Source organism: Gordonia abscondita, from assembly GCF_032711245.1.
Classification (GTDB): domain Bacteria; phylum Actinomycetota; class Actinomycetes; order Mycobacteriales; family Mycobacteriaceae; genus Gordonia.
On record NZ_CP128986.1, the window covers coordinates 1234553 to 1259078 of the forward strand.

Sequence of the window (24526 nt, forward strand, 5' to 3'; positions counted from 1 at the left end):
ATAAGCTGGACCGGTAGCAGTCCCCATCGAAAGGCACCAGCCCCGTGCAGATCACGAGCATCGGCCACGCCGGCTTCCACATCCAGACCGCGGCAGGCTCCATCGTCTGTGACCCCTGGGTGAATCCGGCCTATTTCGCGTCGTGGATCCCGTTTCCGGACAACACGGAATTGGACTGGACGGCCATCGGCGACTGCGACTACCTATACGTCTCGCACCTTCACCGGGATCACTTCGACGAGAAGAACCTGATCGAGAACGTCAACAAGGACGCGACCGTCCTGCTGCCGGACTACCCGGTACCAGATCTCAAGCGTGAGCTGGAGCGGCTCGGGTTCACCAAGTTCCTGGAGACCGACGACTCGAAGAAGCATCGCGTCTCGGGCCCGAAGGGCGACCTGGACGTCATGATCATCGCGTTGCGCGCACCTGCCGACGGTCCGATCGGTGACTCCGGCCTGATCGTCGACGACGGTGAGACGGTCTGCTTCAACATGAACGATGCGCGCCCAGTCGACCTCGACGTGGTGCGTGAACAGTTCGGCCGCGTCGACGTCCATCTCCTCCAGTACTCAGGCGCCATCTGGTATCCGATGGTCTACGACATCCCCCGCAAGTCGAAGGCCAACTTTGCGATGCAAAAACGTCAGCGCGGAATGGACCGGGCTCGCTCGTACATCGAACAGGTCGACGCCACCTGGGTCGTCCCGTCGGCGGGTCCGCCGATGTTCCTGGACGACGACCTGTACTCATTGAACGACTTCAACACCGGCAGCGACTCCGACAAGGCGAGCATCTTCCCTGACCAAGCCGACTTCCTGGAGCAGATGCGCATCCACGGCACCGACGACGGTGTACGTCACCGAGGCTTGATGATGGTGTCGGGGTCGGCAGCCGACTTCCGCGGCGACGAACTCCTCGAACTCTCGCACCCGTACCCGCCCGAACAGATTTTCGGCGACGGCAAGAAGGCGTACCTCGATTCGATGAAGGAGAAGTTCGCGCCGATCATCGCGGCCGAGAAGGCGACGTGGGCGGCAGCCGACGGCGAACCGCTCCTCCCCCAGTTGAAGACGCTGTTCGAGCCGATCATGGCGGCGTCGGACCTGATCTCGGATGGTATCGGATACCCCGTCGGACTCGTGGTCTTCCCGGCGGGGACTGATCCGAAGGGGCCGGACGCGCAAACGTTCGTCCTTGATTTCCCCGAGCGGACCGTCCGCATGCCGGTGGAGGGCGACGGCAAGTATCGCTACGGCTTCCGGATTGCCGCCGAATTGGTCCGCACGGTGTTGCGCGACGACGAACCGGACTGGGTCAACACGATCTTCCTGTCAACGCGGTTCACGACATGGCGCATCGGCGGCTACAACGAGTACCTGTACACCTTCTTCAAATGTTTGACCGACGAGCGGATCGCGTACGCGGACGGCTGGTTCAACGAAGCGCACGACGACGAGGCTTCGATCGAACTGGACGGCTGGAAGATCCAGCGACGCTGCCCGCACCTGAAGGCCGACCTGAGTGCGTTCGGCGTCGTCGAAGGCGAGAAGCTGACGTGCAATCTCCACGGGTGGCAGTGGGATCTGGCGAGTGGACGCTGCCTGACCTCCAAGGGACACGAGTTGCGCTCGGAGCGAGCGGAGTCATGAGTCGATGAAGACGCCGTGACCAGCCGTTCACCCCGTCCGGGCGAAGCTGCACGATCGTACGGCGGCCGGTCGCTCGCCGACCGCCGCGCCGACCGGCGGGCCAGGTTCCACGAGGCCGGCCTCCAACTGTTCGGCACTGTCGGCTTCGCACGTGCGACGATCTCGGCGCTGTGCGCCGAAGCCGGACTGTCGCGCAGGCAGTTCTACGAAGAGTTCTCCGGCAGCGAAGACCTGATGACCGAGATCTACGACGGTATTCAGGGGATGGCTCGCGGCCGCGTCACGGCGGCCGTGGTCGCTGCGGGCCGATCGGATCTGAGTGTTGTCGCGCATGCTGCGATCACCGCGTACATCGACGCTGTCGCCACCGACCCACGACTTGTGCGCTGCCTATTCATTGAGGTCGGCGGCATCTCTGAGACCATGGAGAAACATCGGATCGCCGGACGCGACGACTGGGCGAAGTACATCGCGTACCTGGTCGCGAGCCTGCCGAACTCGTCGTGTCGAACGATCGACTATCGGGCGACGGCGTTCATCGGGTCGCTGACCGCGGTGGTTCACCGGTGGGCGACGTCGGAGGAACGGCCCGCCCGCAGCGAGATCATCGAGCTGCTGTCGGACATGCTTCTGCGACTCGTAGCCGACAAAGAGACGTTCTGAAAATCGAACACGCGGGTTCGCCACGCACCGCGTTCGTACCAGCCTGCTCGGACCGATAACGAACCTAGCGGTAGGGGTAACCTCGTGATACGTTTACACCGAAGTGAGACTATCTAGTCTCACACGCGCGGCTGTCGAGGATTCCACAGGCGGCCCGCCAGGCTCGATCCGGGTGGAAATCGGGGCTCTTGGGAGGGAGCTACTCGGATCGTTGGAGCGCGGCACGGGACAGAGTCGGTCCGCCCACTCGACCCTGTGCCGCGCTTCCCCGATCCGCACACGTTCACAGTCCCAGCCAGCCGAGATGGTCACTGAGCAGCGCGTAGCCGGCGAACGCCACGATGTCGATGACTGAGTGCGCCACGATCAGCGGCCACAGACGCCCCGTCTTCTGATACCAGCGACCGAACACCAGCCCCATCACGATGTTGCCGACTCCTCCACCGACGCCCTGATACAGGTGGTACGAGCCGCGTAACAGCGACGACGCGGCGAGGCTCACACCGCCGTCGACGCCGAGCTGTTTCAACCGCACCATCAGATAGCCGACGACGATCACTTCTTCGGCGACCGCGTTGCCGACCGCGACGAGACACAGGAGCACGATGCGCCACCACGAAGCGTCGCCGGATGCGGGCACGAGACCCGCGTTGAAGCCGAACGCGGACGCTGCGGCGACGAGTGCTAGCCCGGGCAGTCCGATAAGGGCGGCCAGCCCGAGACCGGGCGGAAGATCTCGGACCGCAGGTCGGCCAATTCCCCACGCCGATGCGCGGAATCCGCTGCGCCACAGCAGATAGACGCCAAGCGCTCCGATCGCGAACAGCCGCACGATCCGCATCAGCTGACGCACCACGTCGATAGCGGCGTTCGACGACGTCGCCGGATTGAGCGCGACCGTCGTCTCCGAGACGCCCGCACCGACCTGCATCTCGATCAACGCCAGAATCGCGGACAGTCCGGAGAACCCGAAGGTGAAGATCCCGACGAGGACCAACTCGATGACGATCGCCCGACGCTCACGGGGGTCATCGACTCGCATCACCTGCACCGTGCCAGGTTACGGGGGATCTCGACTCGGTTCGATCAGCGGCGAAGCTGCGGACGATCGGCAGCGGTCAGTAGGACGACTGGTGGTCGAGTTCCGGGTGCAGGGCGAGCGCGTGGAGGGCGGCCGAGAGGTCAGCGACCCGACCAACGGGGCGACTGAACGGGAGGCGGACGTCCTCGTCGGAGTCTGCGGTCTCCACGCGGAAAGTCAGGCCGAAACGGTCGAGCCGCAGCGGGCGGACACGCCCGCAGCGCAGCGCGGCCGGGATTCGCCGCGCCAGTTGATGAATGAGGTCGGCGTGGTCGGATTCGAGATGAGCGAGCCAGTCGTTCTCGTAAGCCCAGAACACGTCGGGTTCGGCGCAAGCGAGCTCGTCGACGTCGACCGCACCGGCTCCGGTCGACGTGGCGATGACGGCCGTCGCCAATTCCATCCGGACCATCGAATAGCCGTGCCCGACATCGAGGAGCCGTTCGTCGGGGTGATCGCCCGCGATCTCGACGGCCAGTTCGCGCTGCAGCTCCATCGGGACTTCGTGCAGTTCCCCGGTCAACCACACCAGCGCCCGAACACGCTCACGCAATTGAAGTGGCGCGCAGTCGATCACCTCAACGACAGCCGACGACTCGTGGTCGTCTCCTGCGACCGCCAACGCTGGTGCGTCGTCGGCGATGAGTAGAAATGCGTCGCCTTCGAAGAGGTGGATCATCGCGACGTCGTCGCACGCGTCGGCCGACGCGGAACCGTCGACAGAGAGGGTTCCGCCCCGTGCGCGACGGCAGGCCGTCTGGATCATCTCGGCGTCGCAGGGGGCAACGATCGTGACCATGGGATCCTCCAGCATTCTTCTCGTGCACCAAACCTCGGTGATATAGGCAACCCTAACTTACGTATGCCTAACCTAGTTCCTGCATCGGTATGCGTCAATGCTTCGGTTCACGGCGAGCACAAGGGTCCGCACCCTCGACTACTGTGGAGACGTGCCAGTCTTCGCTTACTTCGGTCCCGCAGGCACCTTCACCGAGATGGCGCTCGACGCGATCCTCGCCGCCCGTTCCGACGCCGATTCCGCCGACAAGCGCGCGCTGGGAAGCCCGCTAGCGGTGATCGCCGCCGTCCGGGCGGGCGAAGCCGACTTCGGCTGCGTTCCGATCGAGAGTTCCCTGGAAGGTGCCGTCCCGGCAACCATGGACGCGCTCGTCCCCCACGACGGGCAGACTCGCGTGCAGGCCTACGCCGAAGTCGCCCTCGACATCGCGTTCCGAGTCGCCGCCCGCGAGCCGATCGCCGACGACGCGGTCACCACGATCGCGGCGTATCCAGTAGCCTCCGCGCAGGTCCGGCGCAGCGTCGCCGAGAAGTTCCCGAACGCGGAGTTCGTCATCGCGACGTCGAACGCGGGCGCCGCGGCCGACGTCGAAGCGGGCCGCGCCGATGCGGCGGTGACCACGGCGGCGGCCGCTGCACTCCACGACCTTGTCACGCTCGCCGACGGTGTCGCCGATGCCGACGACGCCGTCACCCGCTTCCTACTCCTCGGGCCGCCCGGACCGCCGCCGCCGCCAACCGGAGCCGACCGCACCAGCGTGATCCTCGACCTCCCCAACACCCCGGGCAGCCTGGTGTCGGCGATGAACGAATTCGCGATGCGGGGCATCGACCTCACCCGCATCGAGTCGCGTCCGCGGGGTGCGGGCGCACCCGGCCAGTACCGCTTCTACCTCGACGCGTGCGGACACGTGAACGACGCGGCCATCGGCGAAGCCCTGCGCGCGCTGCATCGGGCCGCGGAGAACGTGATCTACCTGGGATCGTGGCCCAAGGACCGCGGTGCCGCGGCCGAGCCTCCTGACCACCGCGAGTCCCACGAGTGGTTCGCGAACCTATTGCAAGGAGACCACTGACATGGCCCGGCTCCACCTGGTCCGACACGGCGAGACCACGTCGAACGTGATGCGGATTCTCGACACTGCACTCCCCGGCGCGTCGCTCACCGATTTCGGCGCCCGCCAAGGTGTGCGGTTCGGTCTGGAGCATCCAGACGGGAGGCCTGCCGTCCTCGCCCACTCGGTCGCCAACCGCGCACGCCAGACTGCCGACATGATCGCGTCCGTCTGGGACGCGGACACCGTCGCCGTCGACGGCGTACACGAAGTCCAGGTCGGCGACCTGGAGGGGAAGACCGATGTCGAGTCGCACAAGGTGTTCCACGATGTCGTGACCCGCTGGCATCACGGCGAACTCGACGCTCGGCTGCCCGGCGGCGAATCGTTGGAGATGCTGCACGAGCGCTATCTTCCGGTGATCGACGAGCTCACGACGAAGTACGTGACCGGTGAAGGTCGCGACGTCTACCTCGTCTCTCACGGGGCGGCGATCCGGTTGATCGCCGCCCATCTGTCGGGCATCGACTCGGAGTTCGCCCTCAAGAACTTCCTACCGAACACCGGGTCCATCGTCCTGGAGTCAGGAGAAGGCGGGTGGACGGTCACCCAGTGGGGCGCCGCCGACTTGCCCGCGGGCGACGGGAGCCCCGCAGACCCGATGGGTTGAGCGTCAGCCCCAACCGTTCTCGTGCAGCCACCGATCGTCGATGCCGAAATGGTGGCCGACCTCGTGCAGTACGGTGACCGCCACCTCGTGACGCACCTGGTCCGGTGTCGAGCACATCGCCAAAAGCGGCTCACGGAATATCTCGATCGTGTCCGGCAAGAATCCCGAATACTCGTTGGTGCGCTCGGTGAGTGAGACGCCCGTGTACAGCCCGAGGATCGTCGGGTCGTCCGGGTGGTGGGCGTTGACCAGGATCACCACGTTCGACATCGCGTCGGTGAGTTCGGACGGAAGCAGGTCGAGGGCATCACCGACGAGCTCTTCGAACCGTCGGTTCGACATCGATACGGGCATGCGGTGTCATCCCGCCGCAGGGGCGGGAATCTCCCTACTGTCCGGGTTGTAGCCGGGCGGCAGCGGAACCGGCGAACCGACCGACCGTCCGGGCGGACCTTTTTCCGGCGGGACTGGCACTTGGCCGTTGATCAGCACCTGTTCACGCGCGTCGCCGACGAGGGTCGCGAAGCCGCCGCGGTCGGGCAGCGCCGTGTAGCAGACCACGCGCCTGCTACCGGTGAGCCAGCTGACCTCCGAGATCACCGACCACTGCACGTTGAGTGTGGTGTCCTCGAGCTTCGACGGTCCACCGAAGAATTTGTTAGTCACGGTAGGACAGACCTTCGTCAGGTACTCGTTCTGGTCGCGCGCGCTCGGCCACGCCTTTCCGGAGTCTCGCCCGCCGAAACGCTGTGCCAGATCTACGACGCCCGTCGTCTGGAAGGAGTGCGGCTCCGAGCAGTCGACGACATCGCTCGTGGCTTTCCGAGTGGCCTTGTCGATTCCGACGCACGTGCCGACCGGCCACGTGAACGACTGGTCGATGTCGGCGACGCGTCCGGCGAACTGTTCCTGGACCCCCTTGGCGCCCGGCTGCTCGATGCCGCAGCGCAACACGCGCGCCCCCTTCTCCCACTGGACTTTCGACGGGAACATCAGCCCAGACGCGAAGCGTCCCTGCGGGTCGAGTCCGCCGCCGAGATACCGGTCGACGATCGCGGGACAGTTCTCGTCGCGGATAGCGCCGAAGCGTTCCGGACCGGGCCACGGGGCGGACGCAGCGAACTCCGAGGTCGGGAACGTCTCCGTATCGAGCGCGCCCGCGACCTCGAACCGGTGCGGTTTGGCACAGTCGGTGAGGGTCGGCTCCCCGACGGCGGCGTCGTCCCATTGGAGGCAGTCGCCGGGTTCAGAGCGCGTGAAATCGTTCTCGATGAGCGCATTGCCCTCGCCGATCACCGTCGACCCGACGCTGCCGTGGTCGGCGAATCCGCCTTTGGCCAGGAGCACACCGCCCGCAACGACCGCTCCGAGGAGAATCGCCGCCAACATCAGCAGCATGCGATGTCGGGGGCGCCGAGTTCCAGCGTCTGGGTCGTCCTCGTCCGTGAATTCCTCGTCCGGGAACTCCTCGTCCGGGAACTCCTCGTCGTTCTCGTACTCGGCATCACCGAAGTATTGGCCGTCGTCGACGGTGTCGTCGGCCGTCTCATCGGCGGCGTCGAACACCGAGTCGGCGTCAGCATCCTGCGGCGACAATTCGTCGCCGCCTCCCGGTCGGTCGCTGTCAGAAGTCATCGTCTCCATCATGCCTGGTCGGCCTCGGCTATGTCGTCCCCCGGGCCACGAACACGCCCAGGTAGGCTTCCAAGGGTGATCGACCTGAAGATCCTGCGTGAAGATCCCGACCGCGTCCGCGCATCACAGCGCACACGAGGCGAAGACCCCGAACTCGTCGACCGACTGTTGCAAGCCGACGTCGATCGACGTGCGGCGATCGCCGACGCTGATGCGCTCCGGACCGAGCAGAAGTCCCTCGGCAAGCTGGTCGGCAAAGCGTCCGGCGACGAGAAGGCTGAGCTCCTCACGCGCGGCAAGACCCTAGCTGACCAGGCCAAGGCTGCGATCGCCCGCCAGAAGGAAGCCGAGGAGACCGCGACCACGTGCCAGCGCGCGATCTCGAACATCGTCTCGACACAGACTCCGTCGGGCGGCGAGGACGACTACGTCGTCCTCGAACACGTCGGTGAGCCGCGCCGAATCGAGAACCCGAAAGACCACCTCGAGATCGGTGAGCACCTCGGGTTGATCGACATGGAACGCGGCGCCAAGGTGTCCGGGTCGCGTTTCTACTTCCTGACCGGTCTCGGCGCACAGTTGCAGCTGGCCCTGCTGAACATGGCCGCGGCGAAGGCGACGGCCAACGGCTTCACTCTGATGATCCCGCCCGTCCTGGTGCGTCCCGAAGTCATGCAGGGCACCGGTTTCCTCGGTGCGCACGCCGACGAGGTGTACCGACTCGAAGCCGACGACCTCTACCTTGTCGGCACCTCGGAGGTGCCGCTCGCCGGCTATCACGCCGACGAGATCCTCGACCTCGACAGCGGACCGAAGCGGTACGCGGGCTGGTCGACGTGCTTCCGACGCGAGGCGGGCTCGTATGGCAAAGACACGCGCGGCATCATCCGCGTCCACCAGTTCGACAAGGTGGAGGGATTCATCTACTGCAAGCCCGAGGATGCCGAAGCCGAGCACGAGCGTCTCCTCTCCTGGGAGCGGGACATGCTGGCCGCGATCGACGTCCCGTATCGCGTGATCGACGTCGCGGGCGGCGACCTCGGCAGTTCGGCTGCGCGCAAGTTCGATTGCGAAGCGTGGGTTCCGACGCAGAACACCTATCGCGAGCTGACGTCGACGTCGAACTGCACCACCTATCAGGCGCGTCGCCTGCAGGTGCGTTACCGCGACGAGAACGGCAAACCGCAGACCGCCGCCACGATCAACGGCACGCTCGCCACTACCCGGTGGCTGGTCGCCATCCTGGAGAACCACCAGCAGCCCGACGGCACTGTGCGGCTGCCCGAGGAGTTGGCCCGATTCGTCGGCGTCGACGTGTTGACTCGGAACTAACCCGAAGCTGGCTGATCCATTCGATCGGCCCATTCGGTCGGACGAGTGTCCCAGACGGTTTTCAGGTGCCGTCGGTAACGTGGCGAGGATGAACGACCAGCCCGAGCCGCCGATGATGCGACGGCCCCCGCCTGGCGGCCAGCCAAATAGTGCGCCTGGCGGCCAGCCGTATCGTCCGCCGCTGGCGTGGTCGGAAGATCCGCAGCCGCAGCGGCGATACACGCCGCAGCCCGGCCAGGAACCGTTGCAGGGTCGTCCCGGCTACGCGCCTAGGCAACAGCCGCAGCCGGTCCCGCCCCGGGACCGGCACCACCAGCCCGGACCTTCGGGTCCGCCGCCTCGTCGACCACGCGGCGAGCCCGGTTCCCCGCCGCCGCGCCGTCCGAACGATCCCCGCAGGCCGGCCGGAGCGACGCCGCCACCGTCACCGAAGCGTCGACGCAGACCGCGCCGCGCCCTGCGCATCATCCTGGTCATCGTATTGTTGCTGCTGATCATGCCGGTTGCGCTGATGTTTTACTACGACGCGAAACTCCACCGTGTCGACGCGCTCGCCAACTATGCGGGACGGGTCGGCGACACTCCGGGGACGACGTGGCTCGTCGTCGGCACCGATTCGCGCGCTGACCTCAGCCAGGAGGACAAGGACAAGCTCGCGACCGGTGATAGTGACGGCGCCCGTACCGACACGATCATGCTCGCCCATATCCCGACGTCGGGGAAACCGATGCTGATCAGCGTTCCCCGCGACCTGTACGTGCCGATACCCGGCCAGGGCAGCCACAAGGTCAATTCGGCGTTCAACACGGGTGGCCCGCAATTGCTGGTGCAGACGCTGGAGCAGTTCTCCGGCGTCCACATCGACCACTACATAGAGATCGGTTTCGGCGGATTCGACAAGGTCGTAGACGGCGTCGGCGGTGTCAAGATGTGCCTCGACATGCCGTTGCGAGACCCGAAAGCCGGGCTCCGCCTCCCGAAGGGCTGTCAAACCTTGAACGGTGCTCAAGCGCTCGGGCTCGTGCGGACCCGCGCATTCCCGAACGCCGACCTCGAACGCGTCGTCAACCAACGCAAGTTCTTCTCCGCGCTCATGTCGAAGGCGACGAGCCCATCCGTGCTGTTGAACCCGTTCAAGCTGATCCCGTTCGCCAACGGCGCGGTCGACGCGGTGACTGTCGCGAAGGGCGACCATCTCTGGAACTTGGCGTGGCTCGCGTTCCGTCTGCGTGACCCGGTGACCACGACGGTGCCGACCGACGGCGACCAGGTGACCGACGACGGTGACTCGCTGGTACCCGGCGACACCACGGCGAAGTTCTTCGATTACGTGAGCCGCGGCGTCGAAGTCCCCGACGACCTCCTCACCAAATCGAACGGTTCGGTGATCGGCGGTTAGCGCCGAACATGCCATAGGCTGAGCGTATGAGTGAAGCCCCGACCGCGTTTCAGGAACTCCTCCACGAGCAGATCAGCAACGAGTTTTCGGCGTCGCAGCAGTACATCGCCCTCGGTGTCTGGTACGACGCGCACGACATGCCGCAGATGGCTCGCCACTTCTACGAGCAGTCCGTCGAAGAACGCAACCACGCGATGATGATCGTGCAGTACTTCCTGGACCGCGACATCGACGTGCGCGTTCCGGCTGCTGCCGCGCCGGTCGCTGAGTTCTCCGACTATCAGGAGCCGATCGCGTTGGCTCTGTCGCAGGAGAAGGTGGTTACCGAACAGATCGTCGCCCTGGCCAGTTCGGCGCGCGACAACGGCGATTACCTCGGCGAACAGTTCATGCAGTGGTTCCTCAAGGAGCAGGTGGAGGAGGTCGCGAGCATGACGACGCTGCAGACCATCGCCGAGCGCGCCAACGGCAACCTGTTCGATCTCGAGAACTTCGTCGAACGTGAACTTAACAACAGCCCGAGTTCGACCCCCGACGCCTCAGCGCCGGTCGCCGCGGGCGGCAATCTGCAGCGGTAGTCGCCTACGCGACAGCTACCGAATGGTCACCTGGCGGGCGATGATGCCTGCCTTGGACGCGCGCTGGGCGGCCGTCAGGTCTGACGTGTCGGCGAGGGCTTCGGTGAGCGCCTTGTCGAAGGCGTCGAGGCCGTCGTTCCACTCGGCGTGGTGGGCTTCGACGTCGAGGTCGAAGACGGGGACGAGCAGCCCGTGCGTGCGGAAAGATCCGGCGAAACGGGAGCCGACGCCGAGCGTGAGGCCGCCTGCGTCGTGGACGCGTGCCAACGCGTTCATCAGTGCATCCTCGCCCTCGGGGCGAACCCAGCGCAGGTGCGCCTTCTCACCTGCGTCGACCCACCACGGCGCGCCGACACCGCTTGCGGCGGTCAGTCGGGCGGTCGGCAGGATGGTGTCGTTCGCGCGCTCGAGCATTGCCTTGATCTGCGGGTCCAGGTCGGTGTCGTCGGCGAACCACCACCCGAAGTCGTCGTGGACGGTTACTTCGATCGATGCGGCCGGATCGACGATCGCGGCCAAGTCCGATTCAGTGACCGCACCGTCGTACTCGCTTCCTGATTCGGCTGCCGCGGCCCACGCGAGCGCACCGGCCAGCGAGCTCCGCAGATCCTCGGGATCAGGGTCGGTCTGCAGCCCTGCATAGCCGTGCGCGGCTCCGGCGTCGCCGCGGACGTCGGCGAACACAGCGCCCGGAAGCACGGTCGCGAACTCGACGCTCTGTTTCGCGGCGAAATCGGCGGCGAACGGCACGTGAGCTGTCGCAGACGCGATGAACGTGCGCATCGCGACGAGATCGCATTCAGCGGCCAGTCCGTTGAACGGGCGGACCGGCCCGGCCAGCGACGCCGCCTGCCTGACCTTGCGTGCGGCTACCCGCTCGGCGCGATTGCTTCCCGGGCGCGGGCCACTGCCGCGCTTGCTCTTCTTACCCATGCGTCCAATATCTCACGGGTGCGGTCAGTATGCGGTGACCAGCCAGTCGCGCACGCGCGCCGGATAGTTGGTCGCCACCCAACGGACCCCGAGGTCGGCGCACAATTGCACGTCAGGCTGCTCGTCGACGGTCCAGCAGTAGGTGACGCGACCGGATGCGGCAGCACGGTCGACGAGATCGGGATGGGTGCGGAGGGTGTCAATGGACGGGCCGACGCCGGTGGCGCCGACCGCGGTTGCCGCGGTGCCGCCAATAATCCGGGCGGTGTCGCCGAGCAGGATCGTCGGCAGCATCGGGGTACTCCGTCGAATGCGCCATACCCCCGCCGACGAGAACGAGATGACGACCGCACGACTGTGGTCGGCCGAGGGAGGGGTGGCGACGCCGAACTCGTGGAGCATCGCGAGGAGTTCGGTCTCGACGAGCGACCCGTAGCGCACCGGATGTTTGGTCTCGATGAACAGCCGAACGGGGCGATGCCAGTCGAGTGCCAGCCCGAGGAGTTCACGCAATGTCAGCACCTGTGCGGGGGTGCCGCTGTGCCACGAGCCGAAATCGTGCTCGCGGAGCTGCGCCAGTGTCATCTCGCTGACCGCTCCGGCACCGTCCGACACTCGCTCGATGGACCGATCGTGGATGCAGACGAGTTCGTGGTCGGCGGTCAACCGGATGTCGCACTCTAGCCCGTCCGCACCCTGTTCGAGGGCCAGCTCGTAGGCGCCGAGAGTGTGTTCGGCGACTTCACCGGACGCCCCCCGGTGCGCGACGACGGCAGGCTTGCCCGACCGCGACACTCCTGGCCTGCTCAAGCCGCGACCAAACGTCGTGTCGGTCGCTCGGCGACGGGGTCGAGGGTTCCAGCAAGGATTTCGATGCGCCGAATCGCCCAGTATGCGAACACCGCGGATACCGCGAACACCGCGGTGACCAGCGCGAGCGCGTCGGCGTCCACTTGAAGGGACGATGTGCTCCACGCCGCGATCCGATAGCCGACGGCCAGCACCGCGACGGCGTTGACGATGGCCCACGCACCTGAGAGCCGGATTCGGACGCGCTCGGCTCGCTCGTCGGGTCCAGCGACGCGCGCGGCTTCATGGAGCAGCCACGGCGCTCCGACGACGTTGACGAGCGGAATAACCGACAGCAGGTACACCCAGGCTGGGCGGCGAGGGTCGATGAAACCGGTCGACGCGTACTGGCTCACTCTGATCTGCCGCACCCACTGCCCGAATGCGACCGTCGTCATGACCACGGCGGCGAGCGCCGTCAGCCCGAACACGAGGACGCCAATGCTGGTCAACCAGTCAACCCACGCCGGGATGGGGCGGGTGCGGTTGACGACGGCGACAATGTAGCGGATCGCGTGTACGACGCCCGCGACAGCGAGCATCAGAGTAGCCAACCGCAGTGCTCGAACCAGTGCGTCAGTCGTGAGCGACACCGGATCAGACGACGCCTCCGACATCGGATCGGCGGAGTCCGGACGGGCGTCCACCAGACCCCAGCACGGTGTGGTCGCGTACGACGGCGTGGGACCTGGCTTCGCGTTCCGCGGCGACCGAGGCGCGGGCATCGCCTCACGCGGTCGATGCGCGGTCCAGCGAAGCGCAGGACGTGCACCCCGGGGCTGCTGGGTCGGACGGGTGCGGACTTGGCCTGGCTGCGGGATCGGCCGAACGGGTGCCTGAGCCGCGGGATGTCCCTGTGTTGCGGGATGTCCCTGTGTTGCGGGATGTCCCTGTGTCGCGGCGACGGCGCCTTGTGCGTCCGTTTGAAGAAGTGGCCCTCCACAACGCGGGCAGACCGTTCGCCCGTCGCGGTGCGGCGCCTGGATTCGGCACGCGGGGCAGACGTCGAGGTTCACTCGTCGCTCGATCCGGTCTCGACGGGCTTGTCCGCGCTCTGCCACGCGACCATGCCTCCGGTCACGACCGCCCCGTCGATGCCGCGCATCAACAGATACTCCATGATCCGGTAGGAACGGCCGCTGGTTCGGCAGACGACGAGAAGTTCGCGGTCGAGATCGATCTCCTCGATGCGAGCGGGAACGTCGGCGAGCGGGATATGCACGGCGCCTCGGACATGCCCCTGCTCCCATTCGTCGATCTCGCGCACGTCGATCAGGACCCGCTCCGCGTCGCCGGTGAAGTCGTCGGGGAGGTCGGTTACCGCTACGGTCTCGATGTCGCCCATACTCACGCCTCCAGTTTTCCACACGTCGCGGCCGCGGGTGGGTCGTCGAGCCGACGCATGGCCAGCCGGATCTGAGACGGCCCGTTCGCAGAATCAGGCGGCATCGGCCAGCCGCAACTATGCATACCTACATAGCGCTATCCACAAAGGAGCGCTTCACTGTCATAAATCGGTCCATCTCGATTCGTTCACAGGATCCGCGAAGGTGTGGATAACCCTGTGGAATTGTGGATAGACCTAGGTAAAGGGGGTGAAAGTGTGTCACACGTCTCCCATAAGCTGCCGGATTCATCCAATATCGGCCCGTGGGCAACCTCTCCGGCACCCGAAGTTCGCCGAAGTTATCCACACCCCCGGTTGTGGACAACTTGGGGATAACACGCCGCGCGAAACTCTCAAGGCGAGGTTTGGAGTTGCGTCGACCACACATCGCGACGTCAGCCGGTTGCCTAGACTCGTCGACGTGCATGTGGAATGGCTGACCGCGTATCTCGACCTCCCGAGCGGCGACTTCGGCTCCGAGGTGACCTTCTGGCGGGCAATCTCGGGCAGCACCGTGTCGCCGCCACGCGGCGACCACAAGGAGTTCGCAACACTCGAACCGTTCAATGGCGACGCACACCTCCGCGTCCAACGGGTCAGCGACGGTCCCGGCGGTACGCACCTGGACATCCACGTCGCCGATCCGGTATCCGCGTCGTTGGAGGCCGTCTCGCTCGGCGCGTCGCTGATCGCCGACTACGGCACACATCGCGTGATGTCCTCGCCGGGCGGCGGCGTGTTTTGTCTGGTCCCGCATCAGGGAGAGAGCGAACGTGCCCGTCCCATCCGGTGGCCGGGCGGGACCATCAGCATCGTCGACCAGGTGTGCTTCGACGTGCCGACCGAGCGCTTCGACGCCGAAGTCGCATTCTGGGAAGCGCTCACCGGACATCCCAATCCGGGCAGGCACGACCCCGACCGAGTCGGGCTGACCCGCAACCCGGATCTAGCCCTTCAGGTCCTCCTGGTGCGCTCCGACGTCGCCGAACCCGCGACGTACATCGAAGTGGCGGCAACCGACATCGACGACGAGATCGAGCGGCACGAGGGGTGGGGCGCATCCGTCGTGACGCAGTGCACCGACCGAGTGATGATGGCCGATCCGATCGGCCGCTGCTACTTCATCTCCGCTCGCAACCCTCGGACCGGCACGTAGCGGCCGCCCGCATCTCCTGCAACTTCGCCATTTCGCGTTCGACGTCGACCCGTTCGGCGGACGTCAGGTCGCGCAGTTCAGTGAGGGTGACGCCGTCCTTGGTCGGCGTCCACGTCGCGGCGAGTCGGCCGTCGACGAGTACGAACCCGGGAAAGCGTCCGTTCGGTGTCGCGAGCGCCGCGTACCGGTCGGGGTCGGCGACGCGCGCGCGGTCGGCGTTAGCGACGAGGAGGTTGTCGTACGGTGCGACGCACCGGACCGGGGCGGGTTCGTGGCCCGACGCGATCGGTAGCCCTTCCAGGTCGTAGAGCTTCTCCCCGCCCGGCCCGGTGAGTTCTACCAATTCCCAGTCGGCTTCCATCGCCGCCACGATCGGCCCGAGGCCGGTGAGGCCGGACCAGGTCTGAACGGCGTTGACGGTCGCCGGCCCGAATCCACGCAGGTACAGGCGGACCAGGTCCTTGCGTGCCTCGTCACCGATCACCGCTGGTTCGCCTGGCCCGATCCAGTCGTCGAGCAGCCGATAGGCGGGAGCGCCCGATGCCTGCCACAGTCCGCGCGGCGGTGTCTGAACCAGTGGCAGCCGCCAACGCGCGACTGCGGCGAGATCGGCCGGTGGTTCGTCCGGCCATCGCTGCGCGAGCGCGGCGCGGAGCGCCGATCCGGGTACGGGTTCGGCTGTGGCGGTGAGTAGTTCGACGGCTAGGTCGACGATCTCGTCGGCCGTCACGGTCTGCAGCTTCTTCCCGTGGTTCGTCGCCGCAGCGGCGTTGATCGACGGCTGCACGAGGGCCCGGATCCAGCGGGCGTCGAGTCCGTCCATCAGGAAGACGGTGCCGCGTTGCAACGTCATGCGCACCAGTTCGCGGTCGGTGAGGAGGTCGTCGACGTCGGCCGGATCGAAGTCCTCGACCCGGCACGCTAGACCGTAGAAGGCGGCCTGCGGATCCTGCGACTGCAGTCCGACGAGCCGATCGACCACCTCCATGACGTCGTCGTCGACCCGTTCAAGCAGGTGCTGACGAGAGAGCAGGGTGCGGTTCCACTGCTCGAGCGTGAGAGCGCGCGCCATCAGGCGTCGAACGCCAGCCCGGTGCTCACATGGCAGCGGTATCCGTTCGGGTTCGTGAACAGGTACTGCTGGTGAACGTCTTCGGCGTAGTAGAAGTGGCCGTCGCCCGCTTCGGCGAGCGGGACGATCTCGGTGGTGATCGGTCCGTACCCGGCGGCGCGCAACGTCGGTTCGTAGCGTTCGGCGGTAGCGACGGCCAGCCGTGTCGCCTCGTCGTCGAGCCCGAAGACTGCGGACCGGTACTGGGTACCGACGTCGTTGCCCTGTCGCATTTCCTGCGTCGGATCGTGCGAGGTGAAGAAGAGTTCGATCAGGTGTTTGAGGGATGTCTTCGCGGGATCGAAGACGACGAGCACGGATTCGGTGTGTCCGGTCTGCGCCGTGCAGACCTCCTCGTATGTCGGGTTCGGCGTGTAGCCACCCGCGTAGCCGACGGCCGTCGTATAGACGCCCGGCTGCTGCCAGAAGATCTCCTCAATGCCCCAGAAGCAACCGCCCGCGAGGACGACGGCCTGCAACTCGGGGCCCCACTCGCCGATCCCCGCCGCACCGAATCCGCCTGCGGCATCGGGAGTTCCCCGCATCGGCCGGTGGGTGACGAGGTTCTCTTCACGGAGCGGCATCACGGTGTCGCGTCCGGGGAGAGCGTTCTCACGGGGGACCATCGCGGTCTTGACCGCGGACGCTGCGAGAAGACGATCGAAGATGCTCATGGGTCCAGGCTACGACGGGGCGGTGAACTCCGGCCGACGGGAACAGAACCGTGAGCACATCTGTTGCAATAACCAACCGTGTGGGGAAATGTTGTTGACTGGACCCAGTACGGATCTCATTCAACTTGTAGAGAGGATCATCGTGGCTGAATACACCCTGCCCGAACTCGATTTCGACTATGGCGCCCTCGAGCCGCACATCTCCGGCAAGATCATGGAGCTGCATCACAGCAAGCACCACGCCACCTACGTCAAGGGTGCGAACACCGCTCTGGAGAACCTTGCGGCAGCCCGCGAGGACGGCACCATCGCAGGCAAGGTGTACGGCCTGTCGGCAAACCTGTCGTTCCACCTCGGTGGCCACACCAACCACTCGATCTTCTGGAAGAACCTGTCGCCCAACGGCGGCGGCGAGCCGACCGGCGATCTCGCCGAGCAGATCGGCGTCGACTTCGGCGGCTTCGAGCAGTTCAAGGCTCACTTCACCGCAGCAGCGACCACGCTGCAGGGCAGCGGCTGGGCCATCCTCGGCTACGACACCATCGGTGAGCGTCTGGTCATCGAGCAGCTGACCGACCAGAGCGGCAACACCTCGGCCGCACTCATCCCGGTCGTCATGCTCGACATGTGGGAGCACGCCTTCTACCTCGACTACCAGAACGTCAAGCCGGACTACGTCAAGGCCTGGTGGAACGTCGTGAACTGGGCGGACGCCTCCGAGCGCCTCGCTCGCGCGAAGACCCAGGGCGCGGGCCTGATCGTTCCCGCCTGATCACTCGTATTGACGCTAACGGCGGTCGCCCCCCCTGGGGCGGCCGCCGTTTGTGTCTCACGCTGCATGCGTCGCCTCGTGCGTATTGTCCGGACTCGTAGCGGGAAGTGACACCCGCAGCGTTCGCCCTGGTCTTCATCGCGGTCCGACGACGCGGTAGCGGCCGATGAGGAACGCCCGGTTCTGAGCCGTATCCAGAAGTTCGAAGTCGAAGGCGCGCGGGAACAGCGGACGGCCGGAGCCGACGGTCACCGGCGCGTACGACACGACGAGCTCGTCGAGCATCGCCGACTCCGCGAACTGAGCGGCGAGGTCGCCGCCGCCGACCACCCAGACGTTCTTCTCCCCGGCCGCGGCCTCCAGCGTCTCGCGATGGTCGGCGGGCGAGCCGGACAGCACGGTGACCGACGGGTCGACCACGTCGACGCCGCGGTGCGTGAACAGGAAGGTCGGGTAGTCAGCGTACGGCCACGGTTCGCCAGCGTCGGCGATGTGGTCGACGACCCACCGATAGGTGGTCGCTCCCATGACGATCGCGCCGGTCGACGACATCAACTCGTCGATGTTGAACGGTCCGTCGTCGTCGATCGGCTGGGTGAGCAGCCAGTCGAGGGAGTTGGCGTCGTCAGCGAGAAAACCGTCGAGGGTGGACGCGGTGTAGTAGGTGTACGCGGTCATGGTTGGTCTCCTTCGGCAATGCGGCGTTGCCACATGATCGGATCGGGGTCGAGTACGGGTGTTGACACGTCGACGCCCGCGTCGGCGAGCATCCACCGAGCGAGGAGCCGACGATGGGCCGAGAACGTCAACTCATGCGCGACGATCTGCGCGAGCCGGAACGACTCGGGTGGTTCACACAATGCGTCGACGATCCAGTCCGCCCATCCACCGCGGCGCTCGATGTCGCGGATCGTGGCGAGCCAGCGTGCGGACACATGGTCGTGGAGGGGCGCCAGCGCTGAGACGTCCTGGACCGGTGTCATATCGGGCATCGCGTCACCGGCGATGGACGCGAGCCACGGCTGTTTGCTCGACACCAGGTGCCACAGCACCTGCGCGAGGCTCTCGTCCGCCCCGTCCCAATGACGTGGCGCGCTACCGGGAAGGCGCACCGCGCCCAGCTCGTCGTCGGACAGCTCCGCTGCGGTATCGAGCAGCACGGCGATATCGGCGACATCGTGCTGGACCTGTAGCAAGACGGCGTCGCCTGCGGACTCCTCCCCGGAGTCGACGTAGAGGACGGTCGGCGAATGGAAGTGAATTCCGTTGGGTGCGGGCAGCCAATGCCCGGAACGTTCGGCGCCGATCATCGCGGTCGGCGGGTGCCCGTATGCGCGCGCGAACGCTCTGCTGAAGCCTTCGACGCTCGCGTACCCCGCTGCGAACGCCGTGTCAGTAACTGTGGCCCCGCGCTGTAGTTCCCATGCTGCCCGTTCGAGCGTGACGCGTCGTCGTAGCGCGACCGGCGACTCGCCGGCACCCGCTCGGACCGACCGGGCGAAATGGAACGGCGACGTATACGTCGCGGCGGCCATCTCACCGAGGTCGTCGCGTGATTCGTCGAGGACAGCGTCGAGCAGTCGTCTCAGCGGATCTGTCATGCGTTCAGTATCGACTGACGCTGGCGTCACGCGCTTGACCGTTCTTGCTCGACCGAGCATCGGGTGATTTCGAGGGCTGTGTCGAAAGGGGCACAGCGACGATCAGCCGCGGCGCGCGTTCCTCCTGGCCTCGGCCTTGCGGATGTTCTTGAGGCTCCGGGCAGGCATGAACCGGAACGCCACCCACATGAATCCGATCGGAATCCCGATGCCGAGCAGCAGGATGACGATCACGGACCCGGGCTCGGCCATGATGTCTCTCGCGGTCTCCGGGTATGCCACCGCGGCCACCGCCACGATCAATACTTGCAGTACGACGAAGAGCCCGACGCACGCCCCGAACAACGTCCGCCGCTCGGTCGGTGTCGGAACTCTGCGGAAATCTGTCACGAATCGGCCGATCGGACCGAACGTGGCGATCACCGGCACGATCATCCCGACCGACGCCGTCGCGCCGTCCAAAAGCGACGCGACGACACCAACGACGACTACTGCGACGAAGTAGGCGAGTGCATACCAGCCGACGTACTTCCACACGTTCATGAATCTCCCCCGCCTCACGGCCCGCAACTGTGGCCCCGCAACGACGCGAAGCTCCTCCCTCGACGGGACGATATCAGGCGAGACGTCGCGACCGGTGGCGCCAAAGATCCCGCTTACAGCCATGATCAAACTGCCGTGATCTGACCGACAGTCTCACAGGTAGATGACTCCGACGGTAGCTGCGCCTGCCGAAACGAGGAAGAACACGGTCAGGACGACGGCATCGAGGCGACCCGGACGGGACGCGTACGCGGTCAGGCGTCCCGTACCGCCGCGGGCGGTGATCGCCTCCGACATCTCGGCGCTGCGGCGCATCGCCGACGACATGGCGGCGACGATGATGTCGAGGATCCCCAACTCAGCCGACGGATGCCCAGACCCAGCTTTCGACTTCGGCCGTAGGCGGTGCGCCGCCCACAACAACCGCATCTCGTCGATCAGCAGCGGAAGTCCGCGCAGCGACAGTGCGATCGTGACCGCCCACTCGTCGACCGGCAGACGGAGCCACCGCAATGGACGCATCAAGACGGCGATCGCGGGCGCCAGTTCGGCGACCGGCGTCGTCCACACGACCAGCACGGACAGTGCGATGACGATGAGCCCGAGGAGGACCGCACGCAGGGCAGTGAGCCCGCCGTCGGACCCACGTGCGACCCACGACCAGGCAACACCGACAGCCATCAACGCCCAGAACCACCATGGCGGACGCGGCAACGCACCGACGGGAATCCCGGCGGCAAGCGCGAACACGATCGCACAGACAGCGACGAACCCGAGTGCCGGCCACGACGGCAAGATCCACGTCATCAACCCGAGCACCATGATGACGATCAGTTTGGTGCCCGCCCACAAACGGTGGACCGGCGAGTCGCCCGGAATCTGTCGCAGCATCGGAATCTGCATGTCAGGCACCGCCTTCCAGCACGCCTGCGACCAGTTCGACGCGGCGGTTGCACACCCTGTCCAACGACTCGAGGTCATGCGAGATGATCACGATCGTCGAACCGTGCTGCTCACGTAGCGCCGCCAACACGTTCAACACTTCCTCCCGCGCCTGCGGATCGAGGCCGGCGAGCGGCTCGTCCAACACGAGAACGTCCGGGTCCGACGCGATCAGCGACGCGAGCACGACGCGGCGCATCTGTCCGCCAGAGAGCGAGTCGACCCGTTTGGCCGCGAACTCTCGCGGCAACGACACCAGGTCAAGGACACGGCCGACCTCGGTGGTGCCGACGTTCTCGCCGCCAACCGCCATGATCTCGTCGCCGACGCTCACCTTCTGCAATTGCAGTCGGGCGTGCTGGAAGCCGAGACCGACACGTCCGACGTTCTCGCGGACCGGTTCACCGCCGAGCAACACCTGCCCGGAAGTCGGCTCGGTGAGCCCGGCGAGGATCCACGCGAGCGTCGACTTGCCCGACCCATTGCCGCCGACGATCAACACACCGTCGCCGCGGTCGACGCGCAAGCTCACGCGGTGCAGCGCCGTCACCTCCCACGGCGACCCTTGAAGATAGGTGTGGGCGACACTGTCGACGACGAGAAGCGGGCTGCCGCCGAATGGCTTCGACGTCAACGCGGGCGCCGTGTTCTCCGGGCGCATCCATTCGGGGTGATGCGCGACGACGCGCCCGTCGGCGAGATGGACGATCCGGTCGGCGGCGCGCGCCTCCGAATCTCGGTGCGTGATCAGGACGACGGTGATGCCGTGACGTCTCGGGAGTTCGGCGAGGATCGAGATCAGATCGTGGCGCCCCTGCGGATCGACCATCGACGTGACCTCGTCGGCGATCACCAGACGCGGACCACGTGCGAGAGCCGCCGCAACGGCGAGCCGCTGCTGCTGGCCGCCCGACAAGTCTGACGTGTCCCGATCGCCGAGACCGGCCAGACCGACCTCGGCGAGCAGTCCATCGATATCGACGGTTGCGTCGTCGGGCAGACCCCACACGAGGTCATCGGCAACCCGCGAACCGAGCATCTGCGCTTCCGGCCGCTGCAGGACCAGAGCCGTCCCGCCCGCCCGTCCCAGGCCGGGCGCTCCGGGGCGGTCGACGATACCGATCGTCGGTTCGACGCCTGCGAGGATCTTCGCGAGCGTCGACTTGCCCGAACCGTTGGCGCCGACGACCGCCACGAACTCGCCCGGATGCAGTTCCAGATCGATCCCGGTCAGCACGTCGTTCGAGGTTCCCGGATAGCGGTAGCCGACGCCGACCGCGCGCATCGGCAGCGGACCGGGCACCACGTCGTCGACCAGGTACGCGCCTTCGAGAGTGTCGTCGAGCTTGACGTCGGCGAGCCGGTCGAGCACCTTGCCGAGCATCCACCCGGCGACGAGGATCGTCACGAATGTGCCGATGGTGCCGGGGATCCAGATCCATAGCCACCAATGGTCGACGACGTTTCCGGAGAAGTTCTCGATGGCGTCGCCCACCGCGTCGAGACGGACGGCCCGGACGGTCTTCGCCAGACCGGTCAGCACATTGTCGAACACTTCCAGACCGAGTCGGCGCAACGGTGCGAGCAGCCACATCAACGCGACGGTGAGACCGGCGATGAGCGGCGCCGCGATCACCGCGACCAAAGTCAGGACGGCGGCTCCCCCGCCGCGGCGCCGGACTTCTCCGACGATGCCGCCGACCACTGCGGTCGCGGCCACTCCGACAGCGGTGCCTAGTCCGGCTACAGCGAACGTGACGGCGACGGTCGTCACGAATGCTGCGATCACGGCGCGGGACCGGGTTCGGGCCGCGAGTAGCGCTATCGGGACCGGAGCGAGGAATCCGAGAGCGGCAGCCATCGGGACCACCGCGACGATGACGGCGGGCACGACGGTGAGACCACTGAAGATCGCGATGGACGCGATCTCGATCGGCCGGAGCGGCCCGACCGCGGCATGCCGGACATCGGTTGCAGGGGAGATCACCGCACCATTGTGCCCTCCCTCGCGCGCTCGGCCCTTGTCCGCGGGCCCCGCACCCGAGTTTCAGGTGAGCCGAAGAGCCACGTGCGGGGCCCCGACCTGCAGTTTCGCGGCAGAACCGAGTGTTGAATGAGGGATACGGGTCACCCTAACCTGGCGTTATGTTCGCTGCCCTGGCATTGAGTTTCGCCGTCATCTTCATCGCGGAGTTGGGAGACAAGTCCCAGCTGATGGCGATGACGTTCGCACTCCGCTACCGGTGGTGGGTGGTGTTGACCGCGATCCTCACTGCGACAACGCTCGTGCATGCCGCGTCGGTGTTCTTCGGGCACTTCCTCGGCTTGTCGATCCCCACTGAGCTTCTGTCGATTGTCGGCGGTCTGTCGATGTTGGTGTTCGGGTTGTGGACGCTGCGCGGCGACGAACTCGACGACGACGAAGCAGGCCGTGCCGGCCGCGTCGGGCGCTCGGTGTTCCTGGCGGTCATGTCGGCGTTCCTGCTCGCTGAACTCGGCGACAAGACGATGCTGGCGACTATCGCATTGGCCGCCGACCGCGACTGGCTCGGCGTCTGGATCGGTTCGACGATCGGCATGGTGGCCGCCGATGCGTTGGCGATCGTCGTCGGACGGGTCCTCAACCGGCACCTGCCCGAACGGACCATCGCACTCGGCGCTGCCGTGCTGTTCTTCGTCTTCGCGATCTGGCTCGTTGTCGATGGCCTGATCGGCATGTCGACGGTCGTCGTGGTGTCGACCATCGCAGCCGCCGCCGTGATCGTCGCGGCGGGCGTCTGGTGGATCATCGCGACCAACCGTCGACGGGCGGTCGAATCGACGCCGACCGACGAGCTACCGATCGATCGCTCGGCATCTGTGGGTTAGAGTCTCCTCGACCGGGCCCTCGGGGCCGTGGACCGAACAAAAGGACTCTCACATGGACGTCACCGGCTCCGCCGTCATCGTCACAGGTGCCGCCTCCGGGCTGGGCGCCGCTACCGCCAAGCGTTTCGCAGCCGACGGCGCAACCGTTTTCGGCATCGACCTGCAGCCCTCCATCGACAAGGCCGAGAAGGTCGACGGCGTCCAGCTTGTCGCTGCCGACGTCACCAGTGAGACCGAGGTTCAGGCGGTCGTCGACCAGATCGCCGACGCCGGCCTCCCGCTGCGCGTCACAGTGAACTGCGCGGGCGTCGGCTGGGCGTCGCGCATCCTCGGCAAGGAGGGTCCGCACGACCTAGAGCTATTCCGCAAGGTCATCGAGATCAATCTGGTCGGCACATTCAACGTGATGCGCCTGGCCGCCAACCGCATGCAGGCGGAACCCGCCGCCAACGATGACAACGCCCGCGGTGTCATCATCAACACCGCATCGGTCGCCGCATTCGAGGGCCAGATCGGCCAGATCGCGTACACCGCATCCAAGGGCGGAGTGCACGCTATGACGATCTCCGCGGCCCGCGACCTAGCTCGCGCTGGCATCCGGGTCTGCACCATCGCTCCCGGCACCATCAACACCCCGATGCTCGCCGGCGTCACCCCCGAGATCAAGAAGACCCTCGAAGCGGGCATCCCGTTCCCGCAGCGGCTCGGCGAGCCGAGCGAGTACGCGGACCTCGCTGCACTCATCGTCGGCCACGACTACCTGAACGGTGAGACCATCCGCATGGACGGCGCGCTCCGGATGGCACCGCGTTAGGTCGATCTCACGA

At 66.2% G+C, this 24526-nt stretch carries 26 protein-coding genes; 11 read left to right on the forward strand and 15 right to left on the reverse strand.

The genetic code is table 11. The annotated features are described in order from the left end of the window. Positions 1 to 44 precede the first annotated feature (44 nt). Positions 45 to 1652: an MBL fold metallo-hydrolase gene (locus tag MP11Mi_RS05790; protein WP_420041345.1), complete on the forward strand. Its 1608-nt coding sequence runs from the start codon at positions 45 to 47 to the stop codon at positions 1650 to 1652. A 15-nt stretch (positions 1653 to 1667) separates the two neighbouring features. Then, on the forward strand, positions 1668 to 2315 hold the full coding sequence (locus tag MP11Mi_RS05795) for a TetR/AcrR family transcriptional regulator (protein WP_420041346.1): 648 nt from the start codon (positions 1668 to 1670) through the stop codon (positions 2313 to 2315). Between the two features lie 283 nt (positions 2316 to 2598). On the opposite strand, the gene MP11Mi_RS05800 is transcribed toward MP11Mi_RS05795, so the two are convergent. Next, complete coding sequence (locus MP11Mi_RS05800; RefSeq protein ID WP_420041347.1) at positions 2599 to 3357, reverse strand: CPBP family intramembrane glutamic endopeptidase; 759 nt, start codon at positions 3355 to 3357, stop codon at positions 2599 to 2601. A gap of 76 nt (positions 3358 to 3433) precedes the next feature. Next, positions 3434 to 4195, reverse strand: coding sequence for a DUF2470 domain-containing protein (locus tag MP11Mi_RS05805; RefSeq protein WP_420041348.1), 762 nt, complete (start codon positions 4193 to 4195; stop codon positions 3434 to 3436). Positions 4196 to 4346: 151 nt separating this feature from the next. Here MP11Mi_RS05805 and pheA point away from each other — a divergent pair, with 151 nt between their 5' ends. Both pheA and MP11Mi_RS05815 read left to right on the forward strand, forming a co-directional pair. Next, on the forward strand, positions 4347 to 5270 hold the full coding sequence (gene pheA / locus MP11Mi_RS05810) for a prephenate dehydratase (RefSeq protein ID WP_420041349.1): 924 nt from the start codon (positions 4347 to 4349) through the stop codon (positions 5268 to 5270). Position 5271: 1 nt separating this feature from the next. Next, positions 5272 to 5919, forward strand: coding sequence for a histidine phosphatase family protein (locus tag MP11Mi_RS05815; RefSeq protein ID WP_420041350.1), 648 nt, complete (start codon positions 5272 to 5274; stop codon positions 5917 to 5919). Positions 5920 to 5922: 3 nt separating this feature from the next. Here MP11Mi_RS05815 and MP11Mi_RS05820 read toward each other — a convergent pair whose 3' ends face one another. Both MP11Mi_RS05820 and MP11Mi_RS05825 read right to left on the reverse strand, forming a co-directional pair. Further along, entirely contained in the window at positions 5923 to 6273 is a 351-nt protein-coding gene (locus tag MP11Mi_RS05820) for a metallopeptidase family protein (RefSeq protein ID WP_420041351.1), read from the reverse strand. 6 nt (positions 6274 to 6279) lie between these two features. Further along, positions 6280 to 7554, reverse strand: coding sequence for a septum formation family protein (locus MP11Mi_RS05825; protein ID WP_420041352.1), 1275 nt, complete (start codon positions 7552 to 7554; stop codon positions 6280 to 6282). Positions 7555 to 7629: 75 nt separating this feature from the next. Here MP11Mi_RS05825 and serS point away from each other — a divergent pair, with 75 nt between their 5' ends. The 3 genes from serS (at position 7630) to MP11Mi_RS05840 (ending at position 10863) form a co-directional block, all read left to right on the forward strand. Next, the gene (serS, locus tag MP11Mi_RS05830; RefSeq protein ID WP_420041353.1) at positions 7630 to 8886 is read left to right on the forward strand and encodes a serine--tRNA ligase; all 1257 of its coding nucleotides are present in this window, start codon (positions 7630 to 7632) and stop codon (positions 8884 to 8886) included. 88 nt (positions 8887 to 8974) lie between these two features. Continuing rightward, the gene (locus MP11Mi_RS05835; RefSeq protein WP_420041354.1) at positions 8975 to 10285 is read left to right on the forward strand and encodes an LCP family protein; all 1311 of its coding nucleotides are present in this window, start codon (positions 8975 to 8977) and stop codon (positions 10283 to 10285) included. Between the two features lie 26 nt (positions 10286 to 10311). Then, positions 10312 to 10863 carry a ferritin gene (locus tag MP11Mi_RS05840; protein ID WP_420041355.1) on the forward strand — a complete coding sequence of 184 codons (552 nt, stop codon included), beginning with the start codon at positions 10312 to 10314 and terminating at the stop codon, positions 10861 to 10863. A 15-nt stretch (positions 10864 to 10878) separates the two neighbouring features. On the opposite strand, the gene MP11Mi_RS05845 is transcribed toward MP11Mi_RS05840, so the two are convergent. The 4 genes from MP11Mi_RS05845 to MP11Mi_RS05860 form a co-directional block, all read right to left on the reverse strand. Beyond that, the gene (locus MP11Mi_RS05845; protein WP_420041356.1) at positions 10879 to 11796 is read right to left on the reverse strand and encodes a DUF5926 family protein; all 918 of its coding nucleotides are present in this window, start codon (positions 11794 to 11796) and stop codon (positions 10879 to 10881) included. 24 nt (positions 11797 to 11820) lie between these two features. Then, entirely contained in the window at positions 11821 to 12606 is a 786-nt protein-coding gene (locus MP11Mi_RS05850) for a glycerophosphodiester phosphodiesterase (RefSeq protein ID WP_420041357.1), read from the reverse strand. Next, a complete protein-coding gene (locus MP11Mi_RS05855) occupies positions 12603 to 13370 on the reverse strand; it encodes a DUF4328 domain-containing protein (RefSeq protein ID WP_420041358.1) in 768 nt (255 codons plus the stop codon). The genes MP11Mi_RS05850 and MP11Mi_RS05855 overlap by 4 nt, the downstream gene beginning before the upstream one ends. A gap of 287 nt (positions 13371 to 13657) precedes the next feature. Continuing rightward, positions 13658 to 13990, reverse strand: a complete 333-nt coding sequence (locus tag MP11Mi_RS05860; RefSeq protein ID WP_420042021.1) for a rhodanese-like domain-containing protein — start codon at positions 13988 to 13990, stop codon at positions 13658 to 13660. A gap of 463 nt (positions 13991 to 14453) precedes the next feature. Between MP11Mi_RS05860 and MP11Mi_RS05865 the strand changes: the two genes are divergently transcribed. Continuing rightward, on the forward strand, positions 14454 to 15188 hold the full coding sequence (locus MP11Mi_RS05865) for a VOC family protein (protein ID WP_420041359.1): 735 nt from the start codon (positions 14454 to 14456) through the stop codon (positions 15186 to 15188). On the opposite strand, the gene MP11Mi_RS05870 is transcribed toward MP11Mi_RS05865, so the two are convergent. Continuing rightward, positions 15154 to 16260 (reverse strand): winged helix DNA-binding domain-containing protein, encoded by a 1107-nt coding sequence (locus MP11Mi_RS05870; RefSeq protein ID WP_420041360.1) that lies wholly within the window; start codon positions 16258 to 16260, stop codon positions 15154 to 15156. The two genes, MP11Mi_RS05865 and MP11Mi_RS05870, sit on opposite strands and share 35 nt — an antisense overlap. Further along, positions 16260 to 16973, reverse strand: coding sequence for a peptide-methionine (S)-S-oxide reductase MsrA (gene msrA, locus MP11Mi_RS05875; protein WP_420041361.1), 714 nt, complete (start codon positions 16971 to 16973; stop codon positions 16260 to 16262). The genes MP11Mi_RS05870 and msrA overlap by 1 nt, the downstream gene beginning before the upstream one ends. Positions 16974 to 17115: 142 nt before the next feature. Between msrA and MP11Mi_RS05880 the strand changes: the two genes are divergently transcribed. Beyond that, entirely contained in the window at positions 17116 to 17745 is a 630-nt protein-coding gene (locus MP11Mi_RS05880; protein ID WP_420041362.1) for a superoxide dismutase, read from the forward strand. Between the two features lie 135 nt (positions 17746 to 17880). Here MP11Mi_RS05880 and MP11Mi_RS05885 read toward each other — a convergent pair whose 3' ends face one another. The 5 genes from MP11Mi_RS05885 to MP11Mi_RS05905 form a co-directional block, all read right to left on the reverse strand. After that, positions 17881 to 18423 (reverse strand): dihydrofolate reductase family protein, encoded by a 543-nt coding sequence (locus tag MP11Mi_RS05885; protein ID WP_420041363.1) that lies wholly within the window; start codon positions 18421 to 18423, stop codon positions 17881 to 17883. Further along, positions 18420 to 19346, reverse strand: a complete 927-nt coding sequence (locus MP11Mi_RS05890) for a helix-turn-helix domain-containing protein (protein ID WP_420041364.1) — start codon at positions 19344 to 19346, stop codon at positions 18420 to 18422. The genes MP11Mi_RS05885 and MP11Mi_RS05890 overlap by 4 nt, the downstream gene beginning before the upstream one ends. A 102-nt stretch (positions 19347 to 19448) precedes the next feature. Next, positions 19449 to 19889, reverse strand: coding sequence for an ABZJ_00895 family protein (locus MP11Mi_RS05895; protein WP_420041365.1), 441 nt, complete (start codon positions 19887 to 19889; stop codon positions 19449 to 19451). 153 nt (positions 19890 to 20042) lie between these two features. Beyond that, positions 20043 to 20792: an energy-coupling factor transporter transmembrane component T family protein gene (locus MP11Mi_RS05900; RefSeq protein WP_420041366.1), complete on the reverse strand. Its 750-nt coding sequence runs from the start codon at positions 20790 to 20792 to the stop codon at positions 20043 to 20045. A 1-nt stretch (position 20793) separates the two neighbouring features. Continuing rightward, positions 20794 to 22818, reverse strand: a complete 2025-nt coding sequence (locus MP11Mi_RS05905) for an ABC transporter ATP-binding protein (RefSeq protein ID WP_420041367.1) — start codon at positions 22816 to 22818, stop codon at positions 20794 to 20796. A 158-nt stretch (positions 22819 to 22976) separates the two neighbouring features. On the opposite strand from MP11Mi_RS05905, the gene MP11Mi_RS05910 reads away from it, so the two are divergent. Together MP11Mi_RS05910 and MP11Mi_RS05915 are read left to right on the forward strand one after the other, a co-directional pair. Then, positions 22977 to 23699, forward strand: coding sequence for a TMEM165/GDT1 family protein (locus MP11Mi_RS05910; RefSeq protein WP_420041368.1), 723 nt, complete (start codon positions 22977 to 22979; stop codon positions 23697 to 23699). Between the two features lie 52 nt (positions 23700 to 23751). Beyond that, positions 23752 to 24513, forward strand: coding sequence for an SDR family NAD(P)-dependent oxidoreductase (locus MP11Mi_RS05915; protein ID WP_420041369.1), 762 nt, complete (start codon positions 23752 to 23754; stop codon positions 24511 to 24513). Positions 24514 to 24526: the final 13 nt, after the last annotated feature.